The 22,029-nt window shown below is 37.9% G+C and carries 20 protein-coding genes; 11 read left to right on the plus strand and 9 right to left on the minus strand.

All coding sequences use genetic code 11. The features are described from left to right. Position 1 precedes the first annotated feature (1 nt). Positions 2-1,270: an aconitase/3-isopropylmalate dehydratase large subunit family protein gene (locus ABN763_RS05525; protein ID WP_410484437.1), complete on the minus strand. Its 1,269-nt coding sequence runs from the start codon at positions 1,268-1,270 to the stop codon at positions 2-4. Positions 1,271-1,313: 43 nt separating this feature from the next. After that, positions 1,314-1,832, minus strand: coding sequence for a hypothetical protein (locus tag ABN763_RS05530; protein ID WP_410484438.1), 519 nt, complete (start codon positions 1,830-1,832; stop codon positions 1,314-1,316). A gap of 316 nt (positions 1,833-2,148) precedes the next feature. On the opposite strand from ABN763_RS05530, the gene ABN763_RS05535 reads away from it, so the two are divergent. Genes ABN763_RS05535 through ABN763_RS05555 form a run of 5 tightly spaced genes read left to right on the plus strand, consistent with a single transcriptional unit; the run spans position 2,149 to position 7,183 of the window. Beyond that, positions 2,149-3,426: an MFS transporter gene (locus ABN763_RS05535; protein WP_410484439.1), complete on the plus strand. Its 1,278-nt coding sequence runs from the start codon at positions 2,149-2,151 to the stop codon at positions 3,424-3,426. An 11-nt stretch (positions 3,427-3,437) separates the two neighbouring features. Then, positions 3,438-4,685: an MFS transporter gene (locus ABN763_RS05540; protein ID WP_410484440.1), complete on the plus strand. Its 1,248-nt coding sequence runs from the start codon at positions 3,438-3,440 to the stop codon at positions 4,683-4,685. Positions 4,686-4,698: 13 nt separating this feature from the next. Beyond that, entirely contained in the window at positions 4,699-5,409 is a 711-nt protein-coding gene (locus tag ABN763_RS05545) for a chromophore lyase CpcT/CpeT (RefSeq protein WP_410484441.1), read from the plus strand. Positions 5,410-5,421: 12 nt separating this feature from the next. Further along, positions 5,422-6,189: a hypothetical protein gene (locus ABN763_RS05550; protein WP_410484442.1), complete on the plus strand. Its 768-nt coding sequence runs from the start codon at positions 5,422-5,424 to the stop codon at positions 6,187-6,189. After that, on the plus strand, positions 6,176-7,183 hold the full coding sequence (locus ABN763_RS05555; protein ID WP_410484443.1) for a zinc-binding dehydrogenase: 1,008 nt from the start codon (positions 6,176-6,178) through the stop codon (positions 7,181-7,183). The genes ABN763_RS05550 and ABN763_RS05555 overlap by 14 nt, the downstream gene beginning before the upstream one ends. Before the next feature lie 4 nt (positions 7,184-7,187). Here ABN763_RS05555 and ABN763_RS05560 read toward each other — a convergent pair whose 3' ends face one another. The 5 genes from ABN763_RS05560 to ABN763_RS05580 all read right to left on the minus strand — a co-directional run bounded on the left by ABN763_RS05560 (position 7,188) and on the right by ABN763_RS05580 (position 14,115). Beyond that, positions 7,188-7,913 (minus strand): hypothetical protein, encoded by a 726-nt coding sequence (locus tag ABN763_RS05560; RefSeq protein WP_410484444.1) that lies wholly within the window; start codon positions 7,911-7,913, stop codon positions 7,188-7,190. Positions 7,914-7,919: 6 nt separating this feature from the next. After that, entirely contained in the window at positions 7,920-8,582 is a 663-nt protein-coding gene (locus tag ABN763_RS05565) for a hypothetical protein (RefSeq protein ID WP_410484445.1), read from the minus strand. Positions 8,583-8,600: 18 nt separating this feature from the next. Continuing rightward, positions 8,601-10,220 (minus strand): 2-oxo acid dehydrogenase subunit E2, encoded by a 1,620-nt coding sequence (locus tag ABN763_RS05570; protein ID WP_410484446.1) that lies wholly within the window; start codon positions 10,218-10,220, stop codon positions 8,601-8,603. A gap of 19 nt (positions 10,221-10,239) precedes the next feature. Then, positions 10,240-12,906 carry a pyruvate dehydrogenase (acetyl-transferring), homodimeric type gene (gene aceE / locus ABN763_RS05575; RefSeq protein ID WP_410484447.1) on the minus strand — a complete coding sequence of 889 codons (2,667 nt, stop codon included), beginning with the start codon at positions 12,904-12,906 and terminating at the stop codon, positions 10,240-10,242. 333 nt (positions 12,907-13,239) lie between these two features. Beyond that, complete coding sequence (locus tag ABN763_RS05580) at positions 13,240-14,115, minus strand: DUF1838 family protein (protein ID WP_410484448.1); 876 nt, start codon at positions 14,113-14,115, stop codon at positions 13,240-13,242. Between the two features lie 142 nt (positions 14,116-14,257). On the opposite strand from ABN763_RS05580, the gene ABN763_RS05585 reads away from it, so the two are divergent. From ABN763_RS05585 to ABN763_RS05610, 6 genes are all read left to right on the plus strand, one after another. Then, the gene (locus ABN763_RS05585) at positions 14,258-15,082 is read left to right on the plus strand and encodes an alpha/beta fold hydrolase (RefSeq protein WP_410484449.1); all 825 of its coding nucleotides are present in this window, start codon (positions 14,258-14,260) and stop codon (positions 15,080-15,082) included. Beyond that, entirely contained in the window at positions 15,082-16,086 is a 1,005-nt protein-coding gene (locus ABN763_RS05590) for a CpcT/CpeT family chromophore lyase (protein ID WP_410484910.1), read from the plus strand. Before ABN763_RS05585 ends, ABN763_RS05590 begins: the two co-directional genes overlap by 1 nt. A gap of 22 nt (positions 16,087-16,108) precedes the next feature. Further along, positions 16,109-17,059: a VOC family protein gene (locus tag ABN763_RS05595; protein WP_410484450.1), complete on the plus strand. Its 951-nt coding sequence runs from the start codon at positions 16,109-16,111 to the stop codon at positions 17,057-17,059. A 23-nt stretch (positions 17,060-17,082) separates the two neighbouring features. Next, on the plus strand, positions 17,083-17,964 hold the full coding sequence (locus tag ABN763_RS05600) for a DUF1838 family protein (protein WP_410484451.1): 882 nt from the start codon (positions 17,083-17,085) through the stop codon (positions 17,962-17,964). 4 nt (positions 17,965-17,968) lie between these two features. Next, entirely contained in the window at positions 17,969-18,979 is a 1,011-nt protein-coding gene (locus tag ABN763_RS05605) for an NADP-dependent oxidoreductase (RefSeq protein WP_410484452.1), read from the plus strand. 70 nt (positions 18,980-19,049) lie between these two features. After that, on the plus strand, positions 19,050-19,679 hold the full coding sequence (locus ABN763_RS05610; protein WP_410484453.1) for a LysE family translocator: 630 nt from the start codon (positions 19,050-19,052) through the stop codon (positions 19,677-19,679). Positions 19,680-19,829: 150 nt separating this feature from the next. On the opposite strand, the gene ABN763_RS05615 is transcribed toward ABN763_RS05610, so the two are convergent. Together ABN763_RS05615 and ABN763_RS05620 are read right to left on the minus strand one after the other, a co-directional pair. Continuing rightward, positions 19,830-20,561 carry a hypothetical protein gene (locus tag ABN763_RS05615; RefSeq protein WP_410484454.1) on the minus strand — a complete coding sequence of 244 codons (732 nt, stop codon included), beginning with the start codon at positions 20,559-20,561 and terminating at the stop codon, positions 19,830-19,832. Between the two features lie 8 nt (positions 20,562-20,569). Beyond that, a complete protein-coding gene (locus ABN763_RS05620; protein WP_410484455.1) occupies positions 20,570-21,982 on the minus strand; it encodes an aldehyde dehydrogenase family protein in 1,413 nt (470 codons plus the stop codon). Between the last annotated feature and the right edge of the window lie 47 nt (positions 21,983-22,029).

Below are 22,029 nucleotides of genomic sequence, written 5' to 3' on the forward strand. Positions count from 1 at the left end.
TTTAAATATCGAATGTTCTAGGATCTGTTATTTCACCCCTAATTGCAGATGCCGCTACTACAGACGGAGAACTCAAATACACTTTTGCTTCGCGACTGCCCATGCGACCGGTCATATTTCTATTTCCGGCACTAAGTACGATATCACCATCTCCGGCAACACCTGTATGAAGCCCGGCACACGAGGCGCAACTAGGAGTATCGATCGCTACACCGGCTTTAATTAAGGTTTCAAGATGTCCTGCTTGTAAAGCTTCAAGATATACTGTTTGACTTGCAGGTACAAGTATCATATTGACATCACGATGTACTTGTTTGTCTTTCATGATTTCTGCCATAGTAGCGATATCTTCAAGTCGACCATTAGTACATGTACCCACAAAGGCTTTATTAAATTTTGTACCTATTAATTTTTCAATAGGCTGCGTATCGTCAAGTTTTCCGGGCATTGAAATAGTCGGACCCAAATCGCCTAGATTCACTTCATAGACCATATCATATTCAGCGTCTTCATCACTATGTAAAGGCTCCCAAGCTTCCTTTGTTCTATTTCTTAAATAACGTTCGGTAACAACATCTGGGGCTACAATACCATTTTTTGCGCCAAGATCAACAGTCATATTGCAGATGGTCATACGACCGGCCATGCTCAAACTTTCTATTCCTGGGCCGGCAAATTCCAGAGACTTATATAATAAATGCCCATTCCAGCGCATCATCCCCATAATGTGTAAACTAAGATCTTTTCCCATTACCCAAGGTTGCCATTCACCTACGATGTTAAATTTAACTGATCTCGGGACTCTAAACCACGCCTTGCCGGTTGCCATTGCAACTGCAGCATCAGTTACTCCTATGGCATTACCCATTGCGCCAACAGCACCATACGTATTTGCGTGAGAATCGGTACCGATACTTATTGTACCTGGTAGTACGTGACCCTGTTCGACCATAATTTGATGTGCGATACCTTGTCTTCCTAAATCATAAAAGTTAGTGATGTCATGTTGTTTTACCACCTCGCGCCATTCGTTAAGCATGTTAGCAAACTTTTGTGTTGGCGGGGGTACTAAATGATCTGAAACACAAATAACTTTGTCTTTATTAAAAACCTCAGTTTTTCCAAGTGACCTAAATTTTTCAAAACACTGCTTGCCTAAAAAATCCATAGTCATTACGGATTCGATATCAGTCCAAACGAGCTCTCCCGGAATTACTTTATCGCGCCCGCTGCTGCGAGCCATTATTTTTTCTGTAATGGTCATTCCCATATTCGTACAGTTTTGTTAGAAGTTTGATCTTTAACAGCGAATGTTAAGAGTCATCTGATCGAGATTCTTGTCCGTTCGTTCTATTTTTAGGGAGATCTATCCAAAATTGCGGATCTATTCCTTCTTTTCCACAAACTTTGCGTTCTTCTATCATCGTAATCCCATTAAAAGTATCACCTTCCGACCATTTCCATACGCGGATACGATGATCTTCTTTTGGGCCTATTAAATCAATTTGCTCAAACAACGTCATGCCAGGTCTGTGTTTATAATCCCAGATAAGAACTATGCTCCGACCTGTTTCCCAAGCTTTTCCAGAAAGCCTCGGATTTTCGAAAATAAGCTCTCCTTTTTCGTTAAAATCACAAACTCCAAAATCAAGACATTCTTTAAATCCGTCATCCCAAGTATATTCGTTTACTTGGTGATATTTATTCCCTGGCAATAAAACACAGGTCAAGCGACTTTTCCACTGGTCAATTAACTGACCATCTGCTCCTATTCTTCTATAAGTTCCTTCCCAAATACCCTCATGTTTGGGGAATAATTTTAAATCTGGCATAATATTAAATGGTATTACGGTTGTCTATTCTGCATAAAAATAGTTAATTTAATTAATTATTAATGTACTTAATCATTAAATTTATAAATAATTTTAGGTCAAGATTTATTTTTTGCAGAGCTTTAAATGGATTCAAACCCTATGAAAAACAACTAATTAACTTAATTTAACCATCATTTTTTTGAACCGGTATTTATTGTGATTCTAACTCAAAGTAGATATTAAATCGATTTTCTTTAGCTAAATTGATCAACTTTACTAGTTGAAAATTACTTAAAGATACGGGTAAAAAAGGGGCATTAAAAAACTACACTATATGAATTTTTCAAGTTTTAAAGAGTTTAAATATGGATGGCGTGTTGTATTGGCTTCAACATTCGGGATAGGTTTAGGAATGTCTCCATTGCCATTTTATACACTTGGTGTTTTCGCAATTCCACTGACTAAAAATTTTGGGTGGGGTATGGATACCGTTATGGCGGCGATGCCAGTGTTCACCATTGGAGCTGTCTTTGCAGGCCCTCTTGTCGGTTATATAGCTGATAAAATTGGGGCTCGGAAAACTGCTATAACTTCTGTGATTATCTTCAGTTTTACGTTTATGATGTTTAGTTTTAATACCGGTTCAAAAGCGCTTTACTTGTTTCTTTGGGCTATGTTGGCTATAGCAGGTGCAGGAACTTTACCTATGACATGGACCCGAGCGATCAATAATTGGTTTAATAAAAACAGGGGCTTGGCCCTAGGTTTATCGTTATTAGGTACCGGTATATTTGGATCTTTTGCAAAAATTTTTGCATCACATCTTATTGACGGCTATGGTTGGAAATATGCATATATAGGTGTTGCCCTATTACCGTTACTAATCTCGCTACCATTGGCTTATTTCTTTTTTAGAGATACGAATGATCCGAAAGTGGCTGATCGGGTTGCCAAGCTACGAGCAGAAGTTCCCGAATATGTCTCGGGGAATCACTCTGGATTAAGTGTAAAACAGGCGTTTGGAGATTGGCGGTTTTGGCTTTTAGCCTTCTCTTTTCTGCTTATCTCTTTTGCAGTAGGGGGGCCTATACCTAATTTAGAAAAGCTATTTTCAAGTAAAGGTTTCGATGTTTCTGACGCAGTGATTTTAGCAAGTTTTTTGGGATATGCGGTGGTAATAGGAAGATTGATAGGGGGTTATTTAATAGACCGGTTTTGGGCGCCAGCAGTTGCTTTTATATTATTGAGTATTCCTGCAGTATCCTGTTTAATCTTACAAACTGTCGATTTGTCTTACACCAATGCTGTTATAGCGGTTGTTATCCTAGGTTTTGGTGCTGGGGTGGAATATGATTTAATGGCCTATTTAGTATCACGGTATTTTGGCATGAAAAATTACGCTGCTATTTACGGTTTTCTTTATGCCTTTTTCGGATTAGGAGCCGGTTTTGGGCCTTATATATTCGGCCGTTTTTTCACAGAAACAGGTAGCTATAACTCCATTTTAGGATATGCGGCAATTGCATTTGTAGTTGGATCAATCCCTCTTTTGTTTTTAGGAAAATACAGAACATTTAAAGCAGATACCGAAGAAGAATCAGTTGTAGCATAGCCAAATTAGTTATGCGAAAAACCAAGAATATTCGCTGGTATATAGCTGGAACCATTTTTCTCGCTACGACTATCAATTATATTGATAGGCAAGCATTGTCAGTTGCGGCACCAACTATTCGAAAAGATCTAGACCTATCAAACGAAGAATATGGTTGGATTGTAAGTGCATTTTTGTTGGCGTATGCGATTATGCAAATGGTGTCAGGAAGACTCATAGATTCATTAGGAACCAAAAAAGGATTTAGCATTGCAGTTATATGGTGGTCCATTGCAAATATGTTACATGCATTCGGTCGAGGTTTATTAAGTCTTGGTTTTTTTCGGTTTTTGTTAGGAATTGGTGAAGCAGGTAATTATCCTGCTGCAATGAAGGCTATATCAGAATGGTTTCCCAAACAAGAACGGACCAAAGCAGTTGGTATTTTAAATATGGGACCGGGATTAGGTGCGATCATTGCACCGCCCTTAATGGCATGGTTAATTCTCGATTTTGGATGGAAAATGGCATTTGTCATTACAGGAGCAATTGGTTTTTTCTGGCTATTGCTCTGGCGATGGATCTACTATGAACCAAAAGATCATCCAAGAATAAGTGAAGAAGAGTTGAAATTAATAAACAGTTCAAAAGAAGAAAATGATCAAAAAAAGCTGCCGTGGTTGCACTACTTTAAGTATAAAGAGGTTTGGGGGCTAACGCTATCTCGCTTTGTTTCTGACGGGGCATTTTACTTTTTCGTTTTTTGGTTACCGTCGTGGTTGGCTGATGAAAAAGGATTTACATTAACAGAAATAGGTCTTTTTGCTTGGATTCCGTTCTTACTGTCAGATATCGGAAGTTTCGTAGGCGGATGGACAGGTGCCCAATTAATTAAAAATGGGAAGTCATTAGACGCCTCTAGAAAATGGATTATCTGGATTGGTGCAGTTTTGGTAGTGCCCGTATTAGGATGTTTATATATAGAATCACCATATTGGGCAATCACTCTCATTAGTTTTTCACTTTTTGCAACCCAGTTTAAACAATCATCTCTGTTTACATTACCAATTGATTTATTCTCAAAAAAAGATGCAGCATCGGTATGGGGGATTTCCGGCTCAGCAGGAAGTTTTGGCGCGATGTTGTTTACACCTGTTATAGGCTGGCTGGTCGATACAATTTCATATTCACCTGTATTCGTAATCGTTTCATTTTTACACATAGTTTCAGCACTAATAGTGATGATTTTTATACCAAGAATTCAACCGGTAGTTAATTAGAAATAAGGAACAGATGAAAAATTTAATCGCACTTCTCATTGTTTTTCTATTCATTACTGCCTTTGTAGGGCATAAAGCGAAGCCATCAGTTGCTAATACTGAAAACGCTGATGTTTATATAACGCTACAACAAGATCTTGATACACTTTTAGCCTGGTTTCCCGGGGAGTATGATAATCATGAACAGGTGTATAAAGAAGCTGTCGATAAATTTGATATAGCAAAAAGGCATCGACAAACGCATCACATTTTTCATGAAGTGAAACTTGATTTTATTCCAGGTCGCACTTTGTATGCACAACAATCGCAGCATTACAATTTAGACGATCTGTACAGACAGCGAATTTATTCTTTTGAAATTGATGATGCGGAACAGGCTATTCGATTAAGAATATATACACCAAAGGAACCAGCTAAACTGACCAATGGTCATAAAAAACCTGAAATATTTAAACGTTTAAGCGAAAATGATTTCTTTTTAAAACCGGGTTGTGATGTTTTCTGGAATAGAGAGAGTGATGTCTTTAGAGGATATTTAAAAGAGAATGCTTGTAACTATTATTCCGACAGATTTGGGAAGCAGGTTTACTTAAATGAAACGCTCATTTTACGAAAAGACGCTTTGCTTTTAGAAGATACAGCCACCGATATTGACGGCAATCCTGTTTTTGGAGTTCATGACAAAGGGCCTACCATTAGTTTAAAAGAACAGCCGTGTAATTAAATTATACTATACATGAAAAATACACACTTAATATTCCTGATGTGTTTACTGAGTTTTTTGAGTTGTAATAATAAAAAGGTAAATACTGATATGTTGACTGCAACTGAGATTATGCAAAAAGCTCATGAAAAAGCAGGAGGAGATTTTTGGCAGAAACCAAAAAGTTTAACCTTAAAAGGCCATGCTGTTTTTTACAAAGATGGTAACGCTTCAAAACACGAGACACATAATATGTGGCGTGTTTTTGAACAGACAAAAAGTGATGCGCATATAGCCAATGGGAAAGTTAGAATAGAATCGTTTAAAGATTCAGTTCCTATTTTTATTGTGACGTTTGATGGAGAAAACACCTATGATCTTCGTGGGAAACAGGAAAAATCAGCCGCCGATAATCGCTGGGCTTCCAATTTTGGTTATGGAGCTATACGGCATGCGTTAGATGAAGGTTATATTTTAGAAAAAGTAGCAACCGATACGATTAAAGGAAAACCTGCCTACACCATCAAAGTTACTGACCCAAATCAAGGAGAAACTTTTTTTGGTATTGACAAACTAGACTTTAAAATCGTAAAAGTGGCCTTTCAAACTCCAAGAGGTTGGCACCATCGAGAGTATTCTGAATTCTTTTCGAAAGATGAGTATTCTTGGTTGCAATCTGGCCGTGTTGAGCTGTTTTATGACGGAAAAATCTCTAATGAAGTTTACTGGACCGATTTTGAAGTAAACGAAAAATTGGCTGATAGTCTATTCATTTTAAATGCAAATAATGAAATTGAATAAGCAACTTGTTGTTAAGCAATTTTCAAGTGAAATAACAATAGCAAGCGATGTAATTGAAAAACCTATTCCCGTATTATGGGAAAATGATGTCCTTATCAAAAACATTTATGTTGGTATAAATGCATTATACGACAGAGAGTTGTATCAAGGTCGGGTTCCTTATATAGATATTGATTTACCATACGTTTTTGGTGTAGAAGCGGTGGGTGTTGTCATTGAAGTTGGAAAAAACGTAAAAAATGTGGCTCTTGGTCAAGCGGTATCAACGGTAAAAGTAGGCACGGCGTATCAAGAATATCAGATAATAAAGCAAGAAGATGTTATTAAGATACCAGAAGCCACCCCAGAATACTTAACATTAAACCCTACAGGTGTCTCAGCCTATTTGGCTTTGAAAAATGTAGCCGAATTGAAAGATGGAGAAATTATTATAGTCTCAGCTGCTGCAGGAGGACTAGGGCATATTGTTGTGCAGTTAGCAAAACATAAAAAATGTCATGTGGTAGCCATCTGCGGAACAAAAGAAAAGGTGGAGCTTTTGAAAAGTTTGAATTCATGCGATCGGATCATCAATTATAAAGAGGAAAAAATTGCTGAGGTATTAAGTAAGGAGTATAGTAATAAAATTGATGTTGGTTTTGACTCGGTTGGCACCTATATGTTTGATGCATTTTTACAAAATTTAGCACCACTGGGGCGATTAGTAGTAAGTGGCCTAGCAACGGAATTAAATGCACCTTATTTTGAAAAAAGAGAAGCTACCCGAGTATATGAAAGTATTTATTGGAAAGGAGCATCAGTACGGTGTTTTATGAATCATTTATATAGGGAACAACATCAAGAAGCCCGAAATTATCTGTTCGATTTATATCAAAAAGGAGAACTACGGGTAAAAGTTGATCAAACAACCTTCTCCGGAATTGAATCGATTATTGAAGCATCAGAATACCTTTTAGCGGGAAAAAGTTGCGGTAAAGTGGTGGTACGGCTTTAGTTGGTTACCCAAAATATTCGACCTTTTCTAGCTCATAATGTGTTTGCATATATCCGGCAGCCCCGGCTTTTAAGAACAGATAATCATCATCTGCAGTTACCCAAACATGATAAGGAGGGTGTTCTTCTAAAAGGCTCCCGGCGGTATCTCCTACTGAAAAATGTCGAGCTTTAAAGGTACCGGCGGCAATAGTTATTTCTTCTTCGCCATGGTATGAAATACTCATTTTAGCCATTTTGAAAAGCATTGGGCCCGTAGCCCCTCTATGATCCGGAGATGTCAACATAAAATCGGTTATGAGTTGCTTCCCTTCACCTTTAGACAGGTCATATAATTTCATAAGCAGGCCATCTCCAACAATGGGATGCGATTGCAACCAAGGCACCCTTTTTTCTATTGCTATTTTCTGCGTAATTCGGCCATCCTTGCGATTATACATTTCACACTCTACACAATCATTTGCAAACCGAAACCAACCGGAACCTTCAAATTTATCTCCAACGGAAAGGCGCACACTGCAATCTAAAGGGCTGCAATCATCTTTTCTCATAGCTTGCATCACATTTCGTATCACATTAGGTTCATCATCAATTTCGCAATGCGCATCCATGACCAATACATTATCACTTTGAGTGGTTAAGGTAAAAAACTCACGCCCTCGTTCCTGATCTAAACGTTCTGGTTTTTTACTGGTATATCGAATGTAACCGCGTATGGTTTTATGTTTCATGTTTAATTAAATTAAATGGATTCCGTATGCGGCATTCACTAAAAGCCCTATCCAAATGCCATATACATATGGTAAACAGGCATTCATTCTCTTTTTCATTATTTCATTAGATGTCTCAATCTCTTTTCCTTGCATTAAATTAACAAAAGCAGGGGTAAAACGAGTGAGGTGATATCTAATTCCCAATCCGCAAAGTATCAAACCACAAACAATGAGTAGCTTATAATTCATCCAAGCTACAGCAATGTATGAGTTATCAATCAAAGAATAAATGGCAAAACCAGAAACACCAATTACAATAATGGGGCGCAACCAAAAATCTAAATTTTTAAGCTTCTTTTTTCTGGCTTCATCTTTTCCGAAGTGCACAGCTAAAACCAAAATCAACCAAAGAATTCCGGCCAACCATATTAAACCAAGTCCGGTTCTACCAATATTGATTAAACCTAATTCTTTTCCCATGTGAATACCTGTTGGCATGATCAAAGGCATTGCAATACGAGGTCCAAGATCACAACCCTGTAAAATTTGTAATGCAGTAGCTCGCTGAGGTGGTGACAGGTTCGGATTTATTACAAATTTACTAGAGTAGTATGTACCCATATCAGTACCAAGCCAAAATACGAATAGTAAAATATGGAAATACTTTAAAATTAGAAATATGCTCATTTCATTTGTGTTGGTTAATTATAAATTCCACGCAAACCAGTCTTCAAGTAACAACTTAATATGCTTAATGAATCTGGCGGCATCTGCGCCATTAATAATTCGGTGATCAAAGCCAATAGTCAATGGCATGATCAAGCGAGGTTGAAATTGACCATTAATATAGCTTGCTTCGGTTTGACTTCCGGCAACACCCAATATAGCAACTTGCGGAAACGAAACTAGAGGGAAAATAGCCGAGGTGCCAATACCGCCAAGATTTGAGATGGTAAATGTACCACCATCGAGTTCTTCGGCACTAATTTTTTTCTGTTTGACTTTGTCAGCTAAGCTGGCGAGATCGGTAGCAATTTCACCAATGTTTTTTTGATCAGCATTTTTTAAAACAGGAACCAGTAGTCCACGGTCAGTATCTACGGCAACACCGATATTGATGTAATCTTTATAGATCAACTCATTTGAATTAACATCTAAACTCGCATTGAAAATGGGAAACTCTTCCAAAGCTTTTGCAACCACTTTTACAAGAATTCCTGTAATTGTTAACGGGCTACCTTTTTCTTTAAAAGCGTTTTTATGCACTTGCCTCTTTTCCTCTAAATAAGTGATATCAACTTTTTCCTGAAGCCAAGCATGAGGTATGGTACTCCATGAAGTGGTCATATTTTTACTGGTGGCCTGCATGATACCAGACATGGGATGACGCTTAATGTCACCCCATCTGGTAAGATCCGGTAAGGTAGGTTGGGGAGAATTTCCTGAGAAAGAAGTTCTATTTTGATGCAGTTGTTTAGAATATGCCTTTACATCTTTTACAGAAATACGACCACTTGGGTTGCTTACAGGCATGGTAGCGATATCTACACCAATTTCTCGAGCTAATTTCTTTGCTAATGGTGATGCTCTAAATTTTCCTTTTCTGCTAGATGTTGGCACCGATTGTTGCACTTCTTTTTTAATGGTGGGTTTGGGTTCAACAGTTTTTTCCGAAGCTTTCTTTTCTACTTTAACTTCTGTTTGTTGTATCTCTTCGGTCGCTGCACTCTTTATTTCGATAATGGGCGTACCCTCGCTAATTTCATCACCTATTGCTACTAATATTTTTTCAACGATGCCATCAATATCCGAAGGTACTTCTACAACAACTTTATCCGTTTCTACCTCCATAAGTGTTTGTTCAGCAGTAATGGTATCACCTTCCTTTACCGCGATAGAAATAACAGTGCCTTGTTCTATTCCCTCACCTAATGAGGGTAAGTTAATTTGCGCAGTTTGTGCAACGGTTGTTACAGTTGCTTCCTTAACTAAGGTTGCAGCCTCTACTGTGGTTGTATCTTGAACTAATACCTCATTTTCTTGTTCATTTATTGATACTTCAGGCGTGCTTTGTATGATTGTAGATGCTGTTTCACTTTCTAATCGGATGATGGACGTATTTTCGGCTATCTCGTCGCCGATGTTTACTAAAATTTCACTAACAACTCCTGCAATATCTGCGGGTACCTCAACCACCACCTTATCCGTTTCAACTTCCATAAGTGTTTGCTCGGCTTCAATACTGTCACCCACATTGACCATGATCGAAATAATGGTTCCTTTTTCAATACCTTCTCCTAACGATGGTAATTTTAATTCAGTCATCTTTTATAGGTATTTCCTGTTAGTCAACAGGGTTTGTTTTTTTAGCTGATATGTCGTGCTTTTTCATAAAAGCAGCAACCTCTTTGGCGCTCACGCTTCCTTCTTCTTTGAGAAGCTGAAGAGCGGCTAAAGCAATATATTTTGGGCTAATCTCAAAATGATCCCGTAAGTTGGTACGCGATTCACTTAATCCGTATCCATCGGTGCCTAATACATGATATGCTTTCGGCATCCATTTCGATATCCCATTCCCCCAAGATTTTACATAGTCTGAAACCGAAACAAAAACTCCGTTTTCTTTTTCAGTTAGTTGCTCGACATAGCACTTTTTCTTGCTTTCTTTTGAAGAAAGAAGCCGTTCTCTTTCGACATTCAAGGCATCTCGTTCCAGTTCAGTATAACTAGTTACACTCCATATGTCTGTTGAGATGTTAAGCGCTTCGAGCATTTTTTTGGCTTCGATGACCTGCATCATGATCGAACCACTACCCATTAAATGAGCCTTGCGATTATCAACCGCTTTTTTGGTTGACTTTTCATAGCGATACATACCCTTAATTACACCTTCTTCGACACCTTCAGGCATCATTGGCATGGGGTAATTTTCGTTGGTAACAGTTATATAGTAAAATATTTTTTCACCTAGCTCATACATTTTATAAATACCATCCTTTACAATAAGTGCTAATTCATAAGCAAACGAAGGGTCGTAGCTTTTCATATTAGGAACGATGCTCGAAAGTATGTGCGAATGGCCATCTTGATGTTGTACCCCCTCGCCATTTAGTGTTGTTCTCCCAGAAGTACCACCAATTAAAAAGCCTTTACACATCATATCACCACAAGCCCAGATCATATCACCAACGCGTTGGAATCCGAAAATGGAGTAGAATACATAAAAAGGAATCATAGGTAACCCGTGCATAGAGTATGCAGATCCTGCTGCCATAAAAGATGCTATTGCACCAGCTTCACAGATGCCTTCTTGTAAAATTTGACCGTCTACACTTTCACGATAGTAAGAAATACTACCGGCATCAACGGGTTCATACAATTGCCCTTTTGGTTGATAAATACCTGCATAACGGAAAAGACCATCAAGACCAAAAGTTCTAGCTTCATCAGGAATAATAGGTACGATATATTCTTTAATTCCTTCTTGACGAAGTAGTTTGGTAATGATTCTTACCAAAACCATAGTTGTTGATACTTCTCGCTCTTCTGTACCGGTATAAAACTCACCAAAGACCTCATCTCCGGGAGTATTAATTTTGATACTTGTGTCTTGTCTTTCCGGTAAAAACCCACCTAGAGCTTCCCTTTTCGATTTCAGATACTTTATCTCTTCACTATCTGCGCCAGGAACATAGAACTTAGCTTTGGCAGCGTCTTCTTCGCTTAACGGAATACCAAATCGTTTTGCTGCTTCAATACGCTCATTAGCGCTCATATTCTTTTTTTGGTGAGTAGTATTTTTTCCTTCACCTGCACTACCCATACCATATCCTTTAATAGTTTTCATTAGGATAACACTTGGTTTCCCGTTAGGTTTTGCCGCTTTTTCGAAGGCTGCAAATATTTTTTTATAATCGTGGCCACCACGTCGTATCGTTCTTATTTCTTCGTCAGATAACGATTGCATCATTGCTTCTAACTCGGGATTATCCTTGACCCAATGGGCTCGTACCTGATCGCCAGGTAAAACAGAATACATTTGATAGTCACCATCTAGTGCCTGATTCATACGCTCGGTAAGAATGCCGTTATGATCGCGCTCTAAAAGAGCATCCCATTCACTACCCCAAATCACCTTGGTCACGTTCCAGCCCGCACCAAGAAAGGTGCTTTCTAATTCTTGTATTACTTTACCATTTCCACGAACGGGACCGTCAAGACGTTGCAGGTTGCAGTTAACCACTAAAACCAAATTATCTAGTTGTTCACGTACAGCAATATTTAATGTTCCCAGCGTTTCTGGTTCATCCATCTCGCCATCACCAACGAAGGTCCAGATCTTACCGCCTTTCTTTTCTTTTAACCCACGGTTTTCAAGATATTTTTGAAAACGGGCCTGATAAATAGCACTTACTCCTATAAGCCCCATAGAAGCCGAAGGTATTTCCCAAAATTCGGGTAACCGCCTTGGATGCGGGTATGAAGGGAGACCTCCTTCCGGCTGCAATTCGCGCCTGTAATTTTTTAGATTGTCTTCAGTAAGTCGACCTTCGAGCATAGCACGTGCATAAACCCCGGGTGCAGCATGAGGTTGAAACGAAACAAGATCTCCGCCATAATCATCAGACTTTTTTCTAAAAAAGTGATTTAGTCCAACCTCATACATACTCGCAGCGGATGCGTAGGTGGCTATGTGACCGCCAACACCAGTACCACTATCATAGCCTTGCAGTACCATGGCCATAGCGTTCCAACGGTTAATATTTTCAATTTTGGTTTCTATTACCGTGTCACCAGGATATGGTGGTTGGTGCTTTACATTAATAGTATTAATATATGGTGTGTTTAACGCATCACCAGCAAGTTTTACACCTTTTCTCAATGCGAAAGCACGAAGTTCTCTTAGTAAGCTAGCACCATGATCATCACCTTGATCAGTAATTACTTCATCTAAAGATGCGATCCACTCTTTTAATTCTTCTTGCCAGTTTTGTTCGATTATGGTCTCCATACAGTTCTTATTCAATATAAAAATAAAATAATTAGTTAATATTATTAATCATTAATATAATTAACTAATGAATTTTATTGATTTTACGATGTTCAAGTGAGTTTCGTGACCAAAAAGCGAAGGGAGCTTTTGAAAAAAAGCCCTGGGGGAAACCAATCGAAATCAAATGTACAACCTCATTTAATCCCAAGAAAAATAAAGGGTAAGGGTGATTTTAAGCTTTCTTTTTTATAGTATAAAGTGCTTTAAAAATAAATTAAAACTTGTACTGATACTTAGAGTCTTGCCCTATCGCTAATAAGTATTGTTAACTTAAAAAGACCTCAAATTCCGTTATTGTCCCCAACCAGGTCCGCCTTCTCCTTTTTGAAGAGTACGAACTTCTGCAATATCTTTTGGAGGATTTAACCAATTTGGTTTATCAGCTTTTGCCCATTCTAGTAGTTTTGGCGGAAATTCGTCATGACTTTCAACTCGCCATGAGTGCAAGTGTATAATGGCTGGACCTCCACCTGCCCAACTAGGCAGTTGACCGTAGCGTTGCCATGTCATTTGATGTGGCTCCTCAATGCTTCCTTCGGGGTTCACGAAAAAATCATAATTTTCCCATGCTTGATACTGCTTTCCCGTAGGCAACGGGAAATCTAAATATACTTGAGCATTATAGATATAGGTATCTCCCAATTTTCTAAATGGAATCCCATCTTTCGACTTAATTTTTTGAACACGTTCACCAACACCTTGTTCGACATCGCCATAAATACGATCATTCTCTAGTCGATAGGTAATCATTTGGTAAGGGTATGCTATTGGCTTTACTTCATTACCATTGTATTCTTTAATGACTTCACCCGTTTCTGGATCAGTATAGGCAAAAGTCTTTCTAGTTAAATGTGTGATCTCACCGCCGGCTTCTTCGGGCCATATGATCGTTGAGCTATCAAAACCGATCATGCCAAATAACTTTTTCCCTGAAGGATATTCATATACGGAGCCATCAGCTATCCAATGAACTGCTTCTCCAGTACCGGCGCGAGCATCAACCCAAATTTTTAATGCCTCAGGAGCCGCTTCGTACGATGCGGGTCTTTTAACCAATTCTTCCTTGGCTTCATTATTAAGGGCAATCTTATCTTCTTTTTTTGTTTGGCAAGCTACGGCAACAATCATTGCAACGAAACAGGCTATTATTTTAGAAAACTTTTTCATAAGAATTGTAGTTGAGTTGTAAAATGGTTATATCCCAAAGATACTAAAATTGATTAATAATATTAATTGTTAATTAAATTAACTAAATTTATAAACTTATTTCGATTAGGACGATTTAAATCTTTTGGTAAATTGTTTAATAATGGCAAGCACAACACAGTTTAGAAATGTCACTAAAGGTTTTTTGACCACCTCACTGGGGAAACTGTATTATTGGATAGTTGGCCAGGGAACACCGTTGTTGTGTATTCATCAATCATCGTCATCTAGTGAAGAATATGCTTCTTTAATTCCTTTGTTAAGTGATCGCTATCAAATCATTTCATTTGATTGGATTGGACATGGGAACAGTGATGATCCTGATCATGAACCTAATGTTGAGGAATATACCGATTGTGCGGAGGCAATACTTGATCATTTAAGCATAAAATCATTTTCGGCTATTGGCCATCATGGGGGTGCTTTAATAGCAATGAATCTAGCATATCGGCAACCCGATCGGGTAAAAGCATTGATCTTATCGGGTACGAGCGGACCTAAAACTGAAAAAGAGGCTCAACAATTTAAGGCTACGTTGAAATCAAAGAAGAAGAAACCTTTAGAAAGAAGTGGTGAAGCATTATTTGATGCATGGAAACGCTATGCTGATTATATGCCATATGCCGAGGCAATGGAAATGATTCCTCCTTATATAAACAGTTTGAATCAGAAAATTAAGCCGTATGATGCTCATGGTAGTATGTTGAAATGGGACAGAAACCCTGCATTGCATAGTCTGCGTTGCCCTGTATTGTTACTTCAAGGCTCGTTTGACGTTTTCGTAAGTAAACAAGATAAATTGATGGAGATTATTCCTAATTGTGAGCGTGTTGAATTGTCAAATAGTGGCCCATTTGGTTTTTTTGATGATGGGGAAAACTGCGCAATGGCTATCGATAATTTCTTAACTAATAGATTAGTCAAGTGATGCTAAAAGCTGGATTTTTCATATCATTTTTAATCATTTCAACTGTTGTTGCAGGTCAACAAGCCCGGCTAAATTCCGATACAGAATTTAAGGAAAGAACCTATAGTTATGCTGAAAGGGAGTTGGAATACCTGATGGAAATCTGGCACGGGGAATATGATAATGTCGAACAACTTGATTTTGATAAAATTGCTGATCGTGAAGGCGATCATGATAGGGTTCATTCCATAGTAAAACGAATTAAGAATCCCGCTTTTGGAGTTTATGCTGTTTATGTTGAAACCTATTTAAATAATGACCCCAGTAGATTACTTAGGCAAACTATTTATCAATTAAGTGCCAATAAAAATGGGAAAATAATAAATGTAAAGCCTCTTCATTTTAGGTCTAAAAAGCCATATTTAGCATTGAATAAGGAGATTAATTCTTTAATGGATAAACTAAAACCAGATTCACCAAACTTAGAAGAAGTTTGCCAAATGGTACTTCAAAGAGAAGGAATGGATTTTGTTATGAAGGCGGTAGATGATAAATGCGAATCTACTTCCACCAAGAAAACCAAACAGCAGGTGGAGTTATTGATTAACAAGGACAACTTTTGGTTTAAACCTATAGCAAGCACAGAACAAAAATCATTTTATCAACAAGAGAAGGCTCGATGTTTTACTTGTATGATTGATTTTCCTAATAAAACTAATGGTAGGCCGACCATCACCAAATACTATATCGATATTTTGGACCAAGGAGGGTTCTTTGATTTTGACTATCCCGATAGGAGGCATATGGTTTTAGGGATGAGAAATACCTGGTCGTTTGGTATGCAGCGGGAGACCTTCGTTATTTTTATTCAGGAAGGGTCACAAAAGGGAAAAACCCTTGTGTATTCATGGGGCAATCCAGGTGCAGATCGTATCGGTTTTAACCCGGGATGGATTCGCGTTCAATGCGATCTTACATCAAAAAAAAATAGTAAGCTACAACGGGGTTTAAGACCAGATTCATAATCAAGCTAGATAAAAAGATATTATGTATCAATTAGGATCTATAAAAGAAGTACTATACAGCGTTGGAAACCTTGAAAAAGTCAAAAGCTTTTTTTGTGATTATGGCGGTTGGAACGAAGTTGGTACATACCAAACAACCAAAAATCAGCTCGGTTTTTGGCAAGTTTCTAACCAAGCGAATGCAGAGGAAGTTTTAATCCAATCTGATCATCACCCAACGGGACAACTACGCTTGGTTAAATTCAATAATATAGATCAAGATTACATTCGATCATCACAGCAACCTTGGGATACAGGGGGTATTATGGATATTAATCTTCGTGTGCACGAGGTGGCCAACACCTTTGATGAATTACGTGAACTCGGCTGGCACGGATTAAGTGATCCTCTTTTTCAAAAAATGGGAACAGTTGAGTTATATGATATTTTAATGAAAGGTTATGACGATACCATTATTGCTTATACTCATAGGGTTCAGCCTCCCATGGAACTAAAATCTCCGATTAAGTTTCCCACTCATGTGTACAACTCTTCAATTACTGTTAAGGATATTGCAAAGGCGAAACAATTTTATATTGATACTTTGGGATGTAAAGTATTGATGGATTATGAGGTAAAGAAAGAAAAACCACAGGAGAGTATGTTTGGTTTTCCTCATAACTTAACGAATAAAGTTAACTGTAAAGCGGTGATGCTTTCTTATGATGGGGAACGTGATACGATGTTCCAGATTTGCGAGTTTGAAGGTGCCACTGGTAAAGATTTTTCAGCAAAAGCGAAACCACCTAATAAAGGATTTATGAGCTACAGGGTATCCGTTGACGGTATTTCAGGATATTATAACCACTTGCAAGAAAAAGAAGTATCCATTCATCAACCTTTACAACAATTAGATATTCAACCTTATGGAAAAGTTAACACATTTTCAGTAATATGTCCAGATGGGGTTTTGATCACATTTATAGAAGAATAAAATAAACTAAAAACAGCAATAACATGAAGTTAAAAGTAGTACTAGTATTAATGGCATTTGTTGGTATAATGAATGCCCAGACCAAAGAATTTACGGGAGCAAAAGCACTGGAAATTCGACAAAAAACCACCTGTAATACACTTGAAGAAGGTAAACCAGTATACGGGATGTGGGAAGGTAGAATTTGGAGTAGAGTTCAGGGAGAGAAAGATCGTCATTTATTCAACGTGGTTGGAATCAACGTGCGTCAATGTGATTGCGTCGAAGACCCTGTTCGCGGAAAGGGTTTTAGAAGTGTTGGTCGTGAGATCATGATGTATCTTGACCCAAAAACAAATGAGATTATTGATAAATGGGAAAATCCATGGACAGGTGAAATGGTAGATGTTATTCACGTAGCGAATGATCCAGTGAACATGAGAGGTTATGTGTATGAAAAAGATAAGGATGGCAAAGTATCAGCAAAAACTAGTTTCAGACAGTATGAGGATGTTGCCGTTACTTCTTATGAAATACCTTTATTTTATAACAATCCACTTTCCGGGGATTATCAAAAGTACGTAGGTGGCACCTACCATGCTATGGAAATTTTTAATACCTATTATAAAGCAGAAGAACTACTTAATTCTAAAATAAAAAACCTCAGTCAATCGAATATTTCTTGGCAACGTATGTCTCAATGGTTACCATGGATGGAGATGGGAAGCCGACCAGGTTGGATTATTGCAAATGCCACTGGAGAAAGTATATTAGATAAAGATGGTGTTTGGGAAAGGTTACAGAAGATCTTGGGTGATCGATACCCTTTGTATAAAAATCCACCACCAAGAGATGACAAACGTCCTAATGAAACTTCATGGACCGTTTTCAAAAAGTTTTTAGCCGATAAGGAAGCGAAAAAATAATTTCTTGAAAAACAGAAAACTAGTATTAGCTGCTCGGCCTGAACATCTTATCAAAGAGACAGATTTTAGGTTAGAAGAAGAGGAAATAAGACCTTTAAAGGAGGGTGAGTTCTTGATAAAGGTCTTATTTCTATCGGTTGCTCCTGTAATGAAATTTTATATGTTAGACGGGGCCGGTATTGAAAACCCTATGCAGTTTGGCGATACCATGAGAGGTCGTGGCGTTGGCGAGGTAGTTGAGAGTAAAAACCCTACTTTTCAAGTGGGTGATATCGTTCAGGGGAAGTGCGGTTGGCAAGAATATGTTATTTGCGATGGTACTCCTTACTATATGATGTATAAAGTAAATCAACGTGGCTTATCGTATTCAACCGCACTTGGTGTATTGGGTATGACCGGTTTTACTTCTTATTTTGGCTTGTACAATGTTGGCGAATGTAAAGAAGATGACAACGTGTTAGTCTCTGCCGCTACCGGTGGAGTTGGTTCTAATGTGGGACATTTAGCAAATATCAAGGGGGCTAATGCTGTTGGTATGGCTAGTACAGATGAAAAGTGTAAGTTGCTAGTTGAAAAATTGGGGTATAAAGGAGCAATCAATTATACAAAAGAAAATATCGCAGAGCAGATCGATCACTTCTTTCCTGAAGGAGTAGACATATATTTTGACAATGTTGGGGGTAAAATTTTAGATATTGCCTTAACAAAGTTAAGGCGCTATGCGCGTGTAGTACTCTGTGGAAGAATCTCGCAATATAAGGATAGAGATAATCCTGATTATTCTTTAAATAATTGGCATCGGGTGGGTGCAACACGATCAAAAATGGAAGGCTTTTTTATATATGATTATGAAAAACATTTTCCAAAAGCAGAACACGAAATGGCACAATGGATTACCGAAGGCAAATTGACCTATCAGGAAGACATGTTGTACGGACTTGAAAAAATGCCTGAAGCCTTAAACAGATTATTTACCAAAAAGAATGTAGGTAAGCAATTGGTAAAAATCAGTTAGTTCGAAATACAAATTGATATATTGGGGTTGTAAGTCATTTTGAGAACCCAATTAAAGAATTAATGAAACAATGGATTTAAACCTTTTAATTTCCTTCATTGGAACAGTTTTAATACTGGTTTGGACGCCTGGACCAAGCGTATTACTTGCAACTGCTAACAGTTTAAAATATGGAGCGAAGAAAACAACAGGTACAATATTAGGAGACTTATCAGCTAATTTAATACAGATAATTCTTGCTTCGGTTGGACTTGCGACAATTATCACTTCATCAAGTGAATTATTTCAAATAATTAAATGGCTTGGAGTTGGATATCTAATATTTATTGGGATAAAGAAAATAATTGTCACTCCAAAAACTGAACTAAAAGAAAATAATTTAAAAAATAGAAGTTTCTTTAATTTATATGCAGAGGGATTTTTAATGTCTGCCGCAAACCCTAAAGCTGTCGTATTTTTTGCTGCATTATTCCCTTTATTCTTAAACAAAGATTTGCCTTTTGTTCCACAAGTAGTTGTACTTGGAATCATTTTTTTGATTTTGGATGGTACTTCGCTTTTGACCTACACTTATTTTGCAACAAAATTGAAAGGGTATTTAGAGAATAAGAAAAAAGTGCATTTACAAAACAAAATAATTGGTTCTCTTTTAATCCTAAGCGGATTAATGCTTTCATTGGTAAGACGAACAAATAATTAAAAAGTGGTATACAACAATGGCCATAAGTAATTTCTTTTTATTGGCTACTTTGGAAATTCCTGCGCAATTTCCAATTTGGTGTGTTCTTGTAAAAGTGAGTGCTAAACAATGCAACTACTCTTAGCCGAGCCCTTTTAAAAAAAAGGAACTTTAGTTCAAACCATACGACTTAAGATCAGGCTCTACTAATCGATTAATTAGTTCCTTCTTGTTCTTTAAAATGATAAAACGTGCAGAAGCTTTTACCACACCCGTTTGTTTCGAATAGTGATAAACATTAATCGATTTAGCTTCCGATCCTTTGCCAAAATCCCAATGGGTGTCAAAAGCAATGCGTAAACAATCCTTAAAGGTTCCCGCAGGAACAACAACGGTTGCCTTTGCTTCTATCTTTTGAGTAATGTGGAAGGTACCTTGCAGGACTGTCCCATCTTCATAGTAGCGGTTAAAATTACGTTCCTCATCAACCGAATCCCCCACCTCAAATTTCGATGAAAACCACAAAATAGGTTGCTCAAACAAAACTGTACCTCCGTTGTTAGAAAATAACTCTCCAAAATACCAAACACCTTTAGCATTTACTACCAAAAGTTTGGCCGTTTTAGTGGCATCAAAGTGCTTGTAAAAATCGTTGTTTGAATTACTTTTAAGTACAGCAGGAACATCTAAACCATACTTTTTATAAATGACAACTAGTTGGTTTTCTTCTTTTTTAATTGATGAAATATAGTCAACATCTTTCCATCCTTCGGGAGCGGTATACCGCCACGTATTTCCATCAGAAATGGGATAATAATCACCAATCTTTAGCGCTTTTTGAGCAGAAGTCTCAACAAATAGGAGTAAAAATAACGTTGTTAAAAAGCCTGTAAAATACTTCATGTTGGTTTTTAGTTTGACTCTTCAAAACCAGCCATTGTTTGAGGCTTTTCTGTTTGAATAAGCATGGCTTTCTTTTTAAAGAATCGTGTGAATCCGGCATCACCCATGCGGGAACCGTTGAAGCCTGATTGTTTAAAAGCGTGTTTTTCGGCATCATAAACTCGGTTGGTCAAACTTCCGTCATTAATGCTTATTCCGCCTGCTTCAATTTGCGATGCCACCGCTAAAGCCTGCTCTTGATTTTTTGAAAAAACGGAAGCAGATAATCCATAAATACTATCATTGGCAAGTTCGATGGCCTCTTCTTCTGTTTTAAATTTCATAATGGGTATGATAGGGCCAAAAGTCTCCTCGTTCATCACATCCATCGAGTGATTTACATTGGATAGCACTGTAGGTCTGCACCATAAACCACCATCAATGTTTTCTACTTTTCCACCAGTATGTAGTAACGCGCCTTCTGCAACTGCGGCATCAATTTGTTGCTGGATTTTCACAGCTTGTTTTTCAAAAATTAAAGGTCCCATCTGCCCTGTTGTAGGGTTTGTGGTTAGGGTAACTTCCTCAGCTTTTTTAGTAATAAGCTGTATAAACGACTCAAAAATAGATTCATCTACATAAATACGCTCCAACGATTGACATGCTTGCCCGGTAGCACCCACACAACTTCGCAAAATAGCATCGGTAGCAATTTCGAGATCCGCATCAGCTAAAACAATTGCAGGGTCTTTTCCGCCTAACTCCAAAAAAGCTGGTATTAACCTGGCTGAACTTGCAGCAGCAATGTGTTTTCCGGTTTCAACGCTACCCGTAAAGCAAATAGCATCGGCATTTGCAACTACTGCTTTTCCCGTTTCAGGTCCACCACGTACAATTTGAAACACCTTTGCCAATTCAGGGATTGCCTCAATGGTTTTTACAAGCGGATCGACAAATCGAGGAGTCACTTCACTTGGTTTTAGTAGCACTGAAGATCCAGCCAACAGAGCGGGTATGGCATCAATTAAGGCTAACAATAAAGGGAAATTCCAAGGGCTAATAACTCCTACTACAGGGTACGCGACTCTTTGCTGTTGTATCATGACAGAGGGAGCAGTAAATGAGGGTCTTTTTTCAGGTAGTTTCATAAGTTGTGGTGCTCTCATTATCCATGATTTGATGAGCCCAACAGTACCTTGGTATTCTACTTGCGAAATTTTCAAACGCGCAGTATCGATGCTTAATTGATTCACAATTTCTTCTTCATGCTTTTCGATGATTTGCAACCACTGGGTCATAATCTCCGCACGTTGTTCAATTGCTAATAGCTGCCATTTTTTTTGATTACTTCTAAGTATATCAACCTTACTTTCAACTTGTGTTTTATCATCAACTAACAAGGTGTAATCATAAGCTCCGTTTCGAGGATTTCTAATTTTCATAGAAGAATTCTAAGGAAGATTAAAGTTAAAAGTCGCGTAAAGCACTA

The sequence above is a fragment of the Spongiivirga sp. MCCC 1A20706 genome (genome assembly GCF_046524175.1).
GTDB lineage: Bacteria > Bacteroidota > Bacteroidia > Flavobacteriales > Flavobacteriaceae > Spongiivirga.

What these genes read in the sequence shown, in the direction of transcription:
- ABN763_RS05525 (WP_410484437.1), bottom strand. Translation starts at nt 1,270, where the DNA reads ATGGGAATGACCATTACAGAAAAAATAATGGCTCGCAGCAGCGGGCGC.
- ABN763_RS05530 (WP_410484438.1), bottom strand. Translation starts at nt 1,832, where the DNA reads ATGCCAGATTTAAAATTATTCCCCAAACATGAGGGTATTTGGGAAGGA.
- ABN763_RS05535 (WP_410484439.1), top strand. Translation starts at nt 2,149, where the DNA reads ATGAATTTTTCAAGTTTTAAAGAGTTTAAATATGGATGGCGTGTTGTA.
- ABN763_RS05540 (WP_410484440.1), top strand. Translation starts at nt 3,438, where the DNA reads ATGCGAAAAACCAAGAATATTCGCTGGTATATAGCTGGAACCATTTTT.
- ABN763_RS05545 (WP_410484441.1), top strand. Translation starts at nt 4,699, where the DNA reads ATGAAAAATTTAATCGCACTTCTCATTGTTTTTCTATTCATTACTGCC.
- ABN763_RS05550 (WP_410484442.1), top strand. Translation starts at nt 5,422, where the DNA reads ATGAAAAATACACACTTAATATTCCTGATGTGTTTACTGAGTTTTTTG.
- ABN763_RS05555 (WP_410484443.1), top strand. Translation starts at nt 6,176, where the DNA reads ATGAAATTGAATAAGCAACTTGTTGTTAAGCAATTTTCAAGTGAAATA.
- ABN763_RS05560 (WP_410484444.1), bottom strand. Translation starts at nt 7,913, where the DNA reads ATGAAACATAAAACCATACGCGGTTACATTCGATATACCAGTAAAAAA.
- ABN763_RS05565 (WP_410484445.1), bottom strand. Translation starts at nt 8,582, where the DNA reads ATGAGCATATTTCTAATTTTAAAGTATTTCCATATTTTACTATTCGTA.
- ABN763_RS05570 (WP_410484446.1), bottom strand. Translation starts at nt 10,220, where the DNA reads ATGACTGAATTAAAATTACCATCGTTAGGAGAAGGTATTGAAAAAGGA.
- aceE (WP_410484447.1), bottom strand. Translation starts at nt 12,906, where the DNA reads ATGGAGACCATAATCGAACAAAACTGGCAAGAAGAATTAAAAGAGTGG.
- ABN763_RS05580 (WP_410484448.1), bottom strand. Translation starts at nt 14,115, where the DNA reads ATGAAAAAGTTTTCTAAAATAATAGCCTGTTTCGTTGCAATGATTGTT.
- ABN763_RS05585 (WP_410484449.1), top strand. Translation starts at nt 14,258, where the DNA reads ATGGCAAGCACAACACAGTTTAGAAATGTCACTAAAGGTTTTTTGACC.
- ABN763_RS05590 (WP_410484910.1), top strand. Translation starts at nt 15,082, where the DNA reads ATGCTAAAAGCTGGATTTTTCATATCATTTTTAATCATTTCAACTGTT.
- ABN763_RS05595 (WP_410484450.1), top strand. Translation starts at nt 16,109, where the DNA reads ATGTATCAATTAGGATCTATAAAAGAAGTACTATACAGCGTTGGAAAC.
- ABN763_RS05600 (WP_410484451.1), top strand. Translation starts at nt 17,083, where the DNA reads ATGAAGTTAAAAGTAGTACTAGTATTAATGGCATTTGTTGGTATAATG.
- ABN763_RS05610 (WP_410484453.1), top strand. Translation starts at nt 19,050, where the DNA reads ATGGATTTAAACCTTTTAATTTCCTTCATTGGAACAGTTTTAATACTG.
- ABN763_RS05615 (WP_410484454.1), bottom strand. Translation starts at nt 20,561, where the DNA reads ATGAAGTATTTTACAGGCTTTTTAACAACGTTATTTTTACTCCTATTT.
- ABN763_RS05620 (WP_410484455.1), bottom strand. Translation starts at nt 21,982, where the DNA reads ATGAAAATTAGAAATCCTCGAAACGGAGCTTATGATTACACCTTGTTA.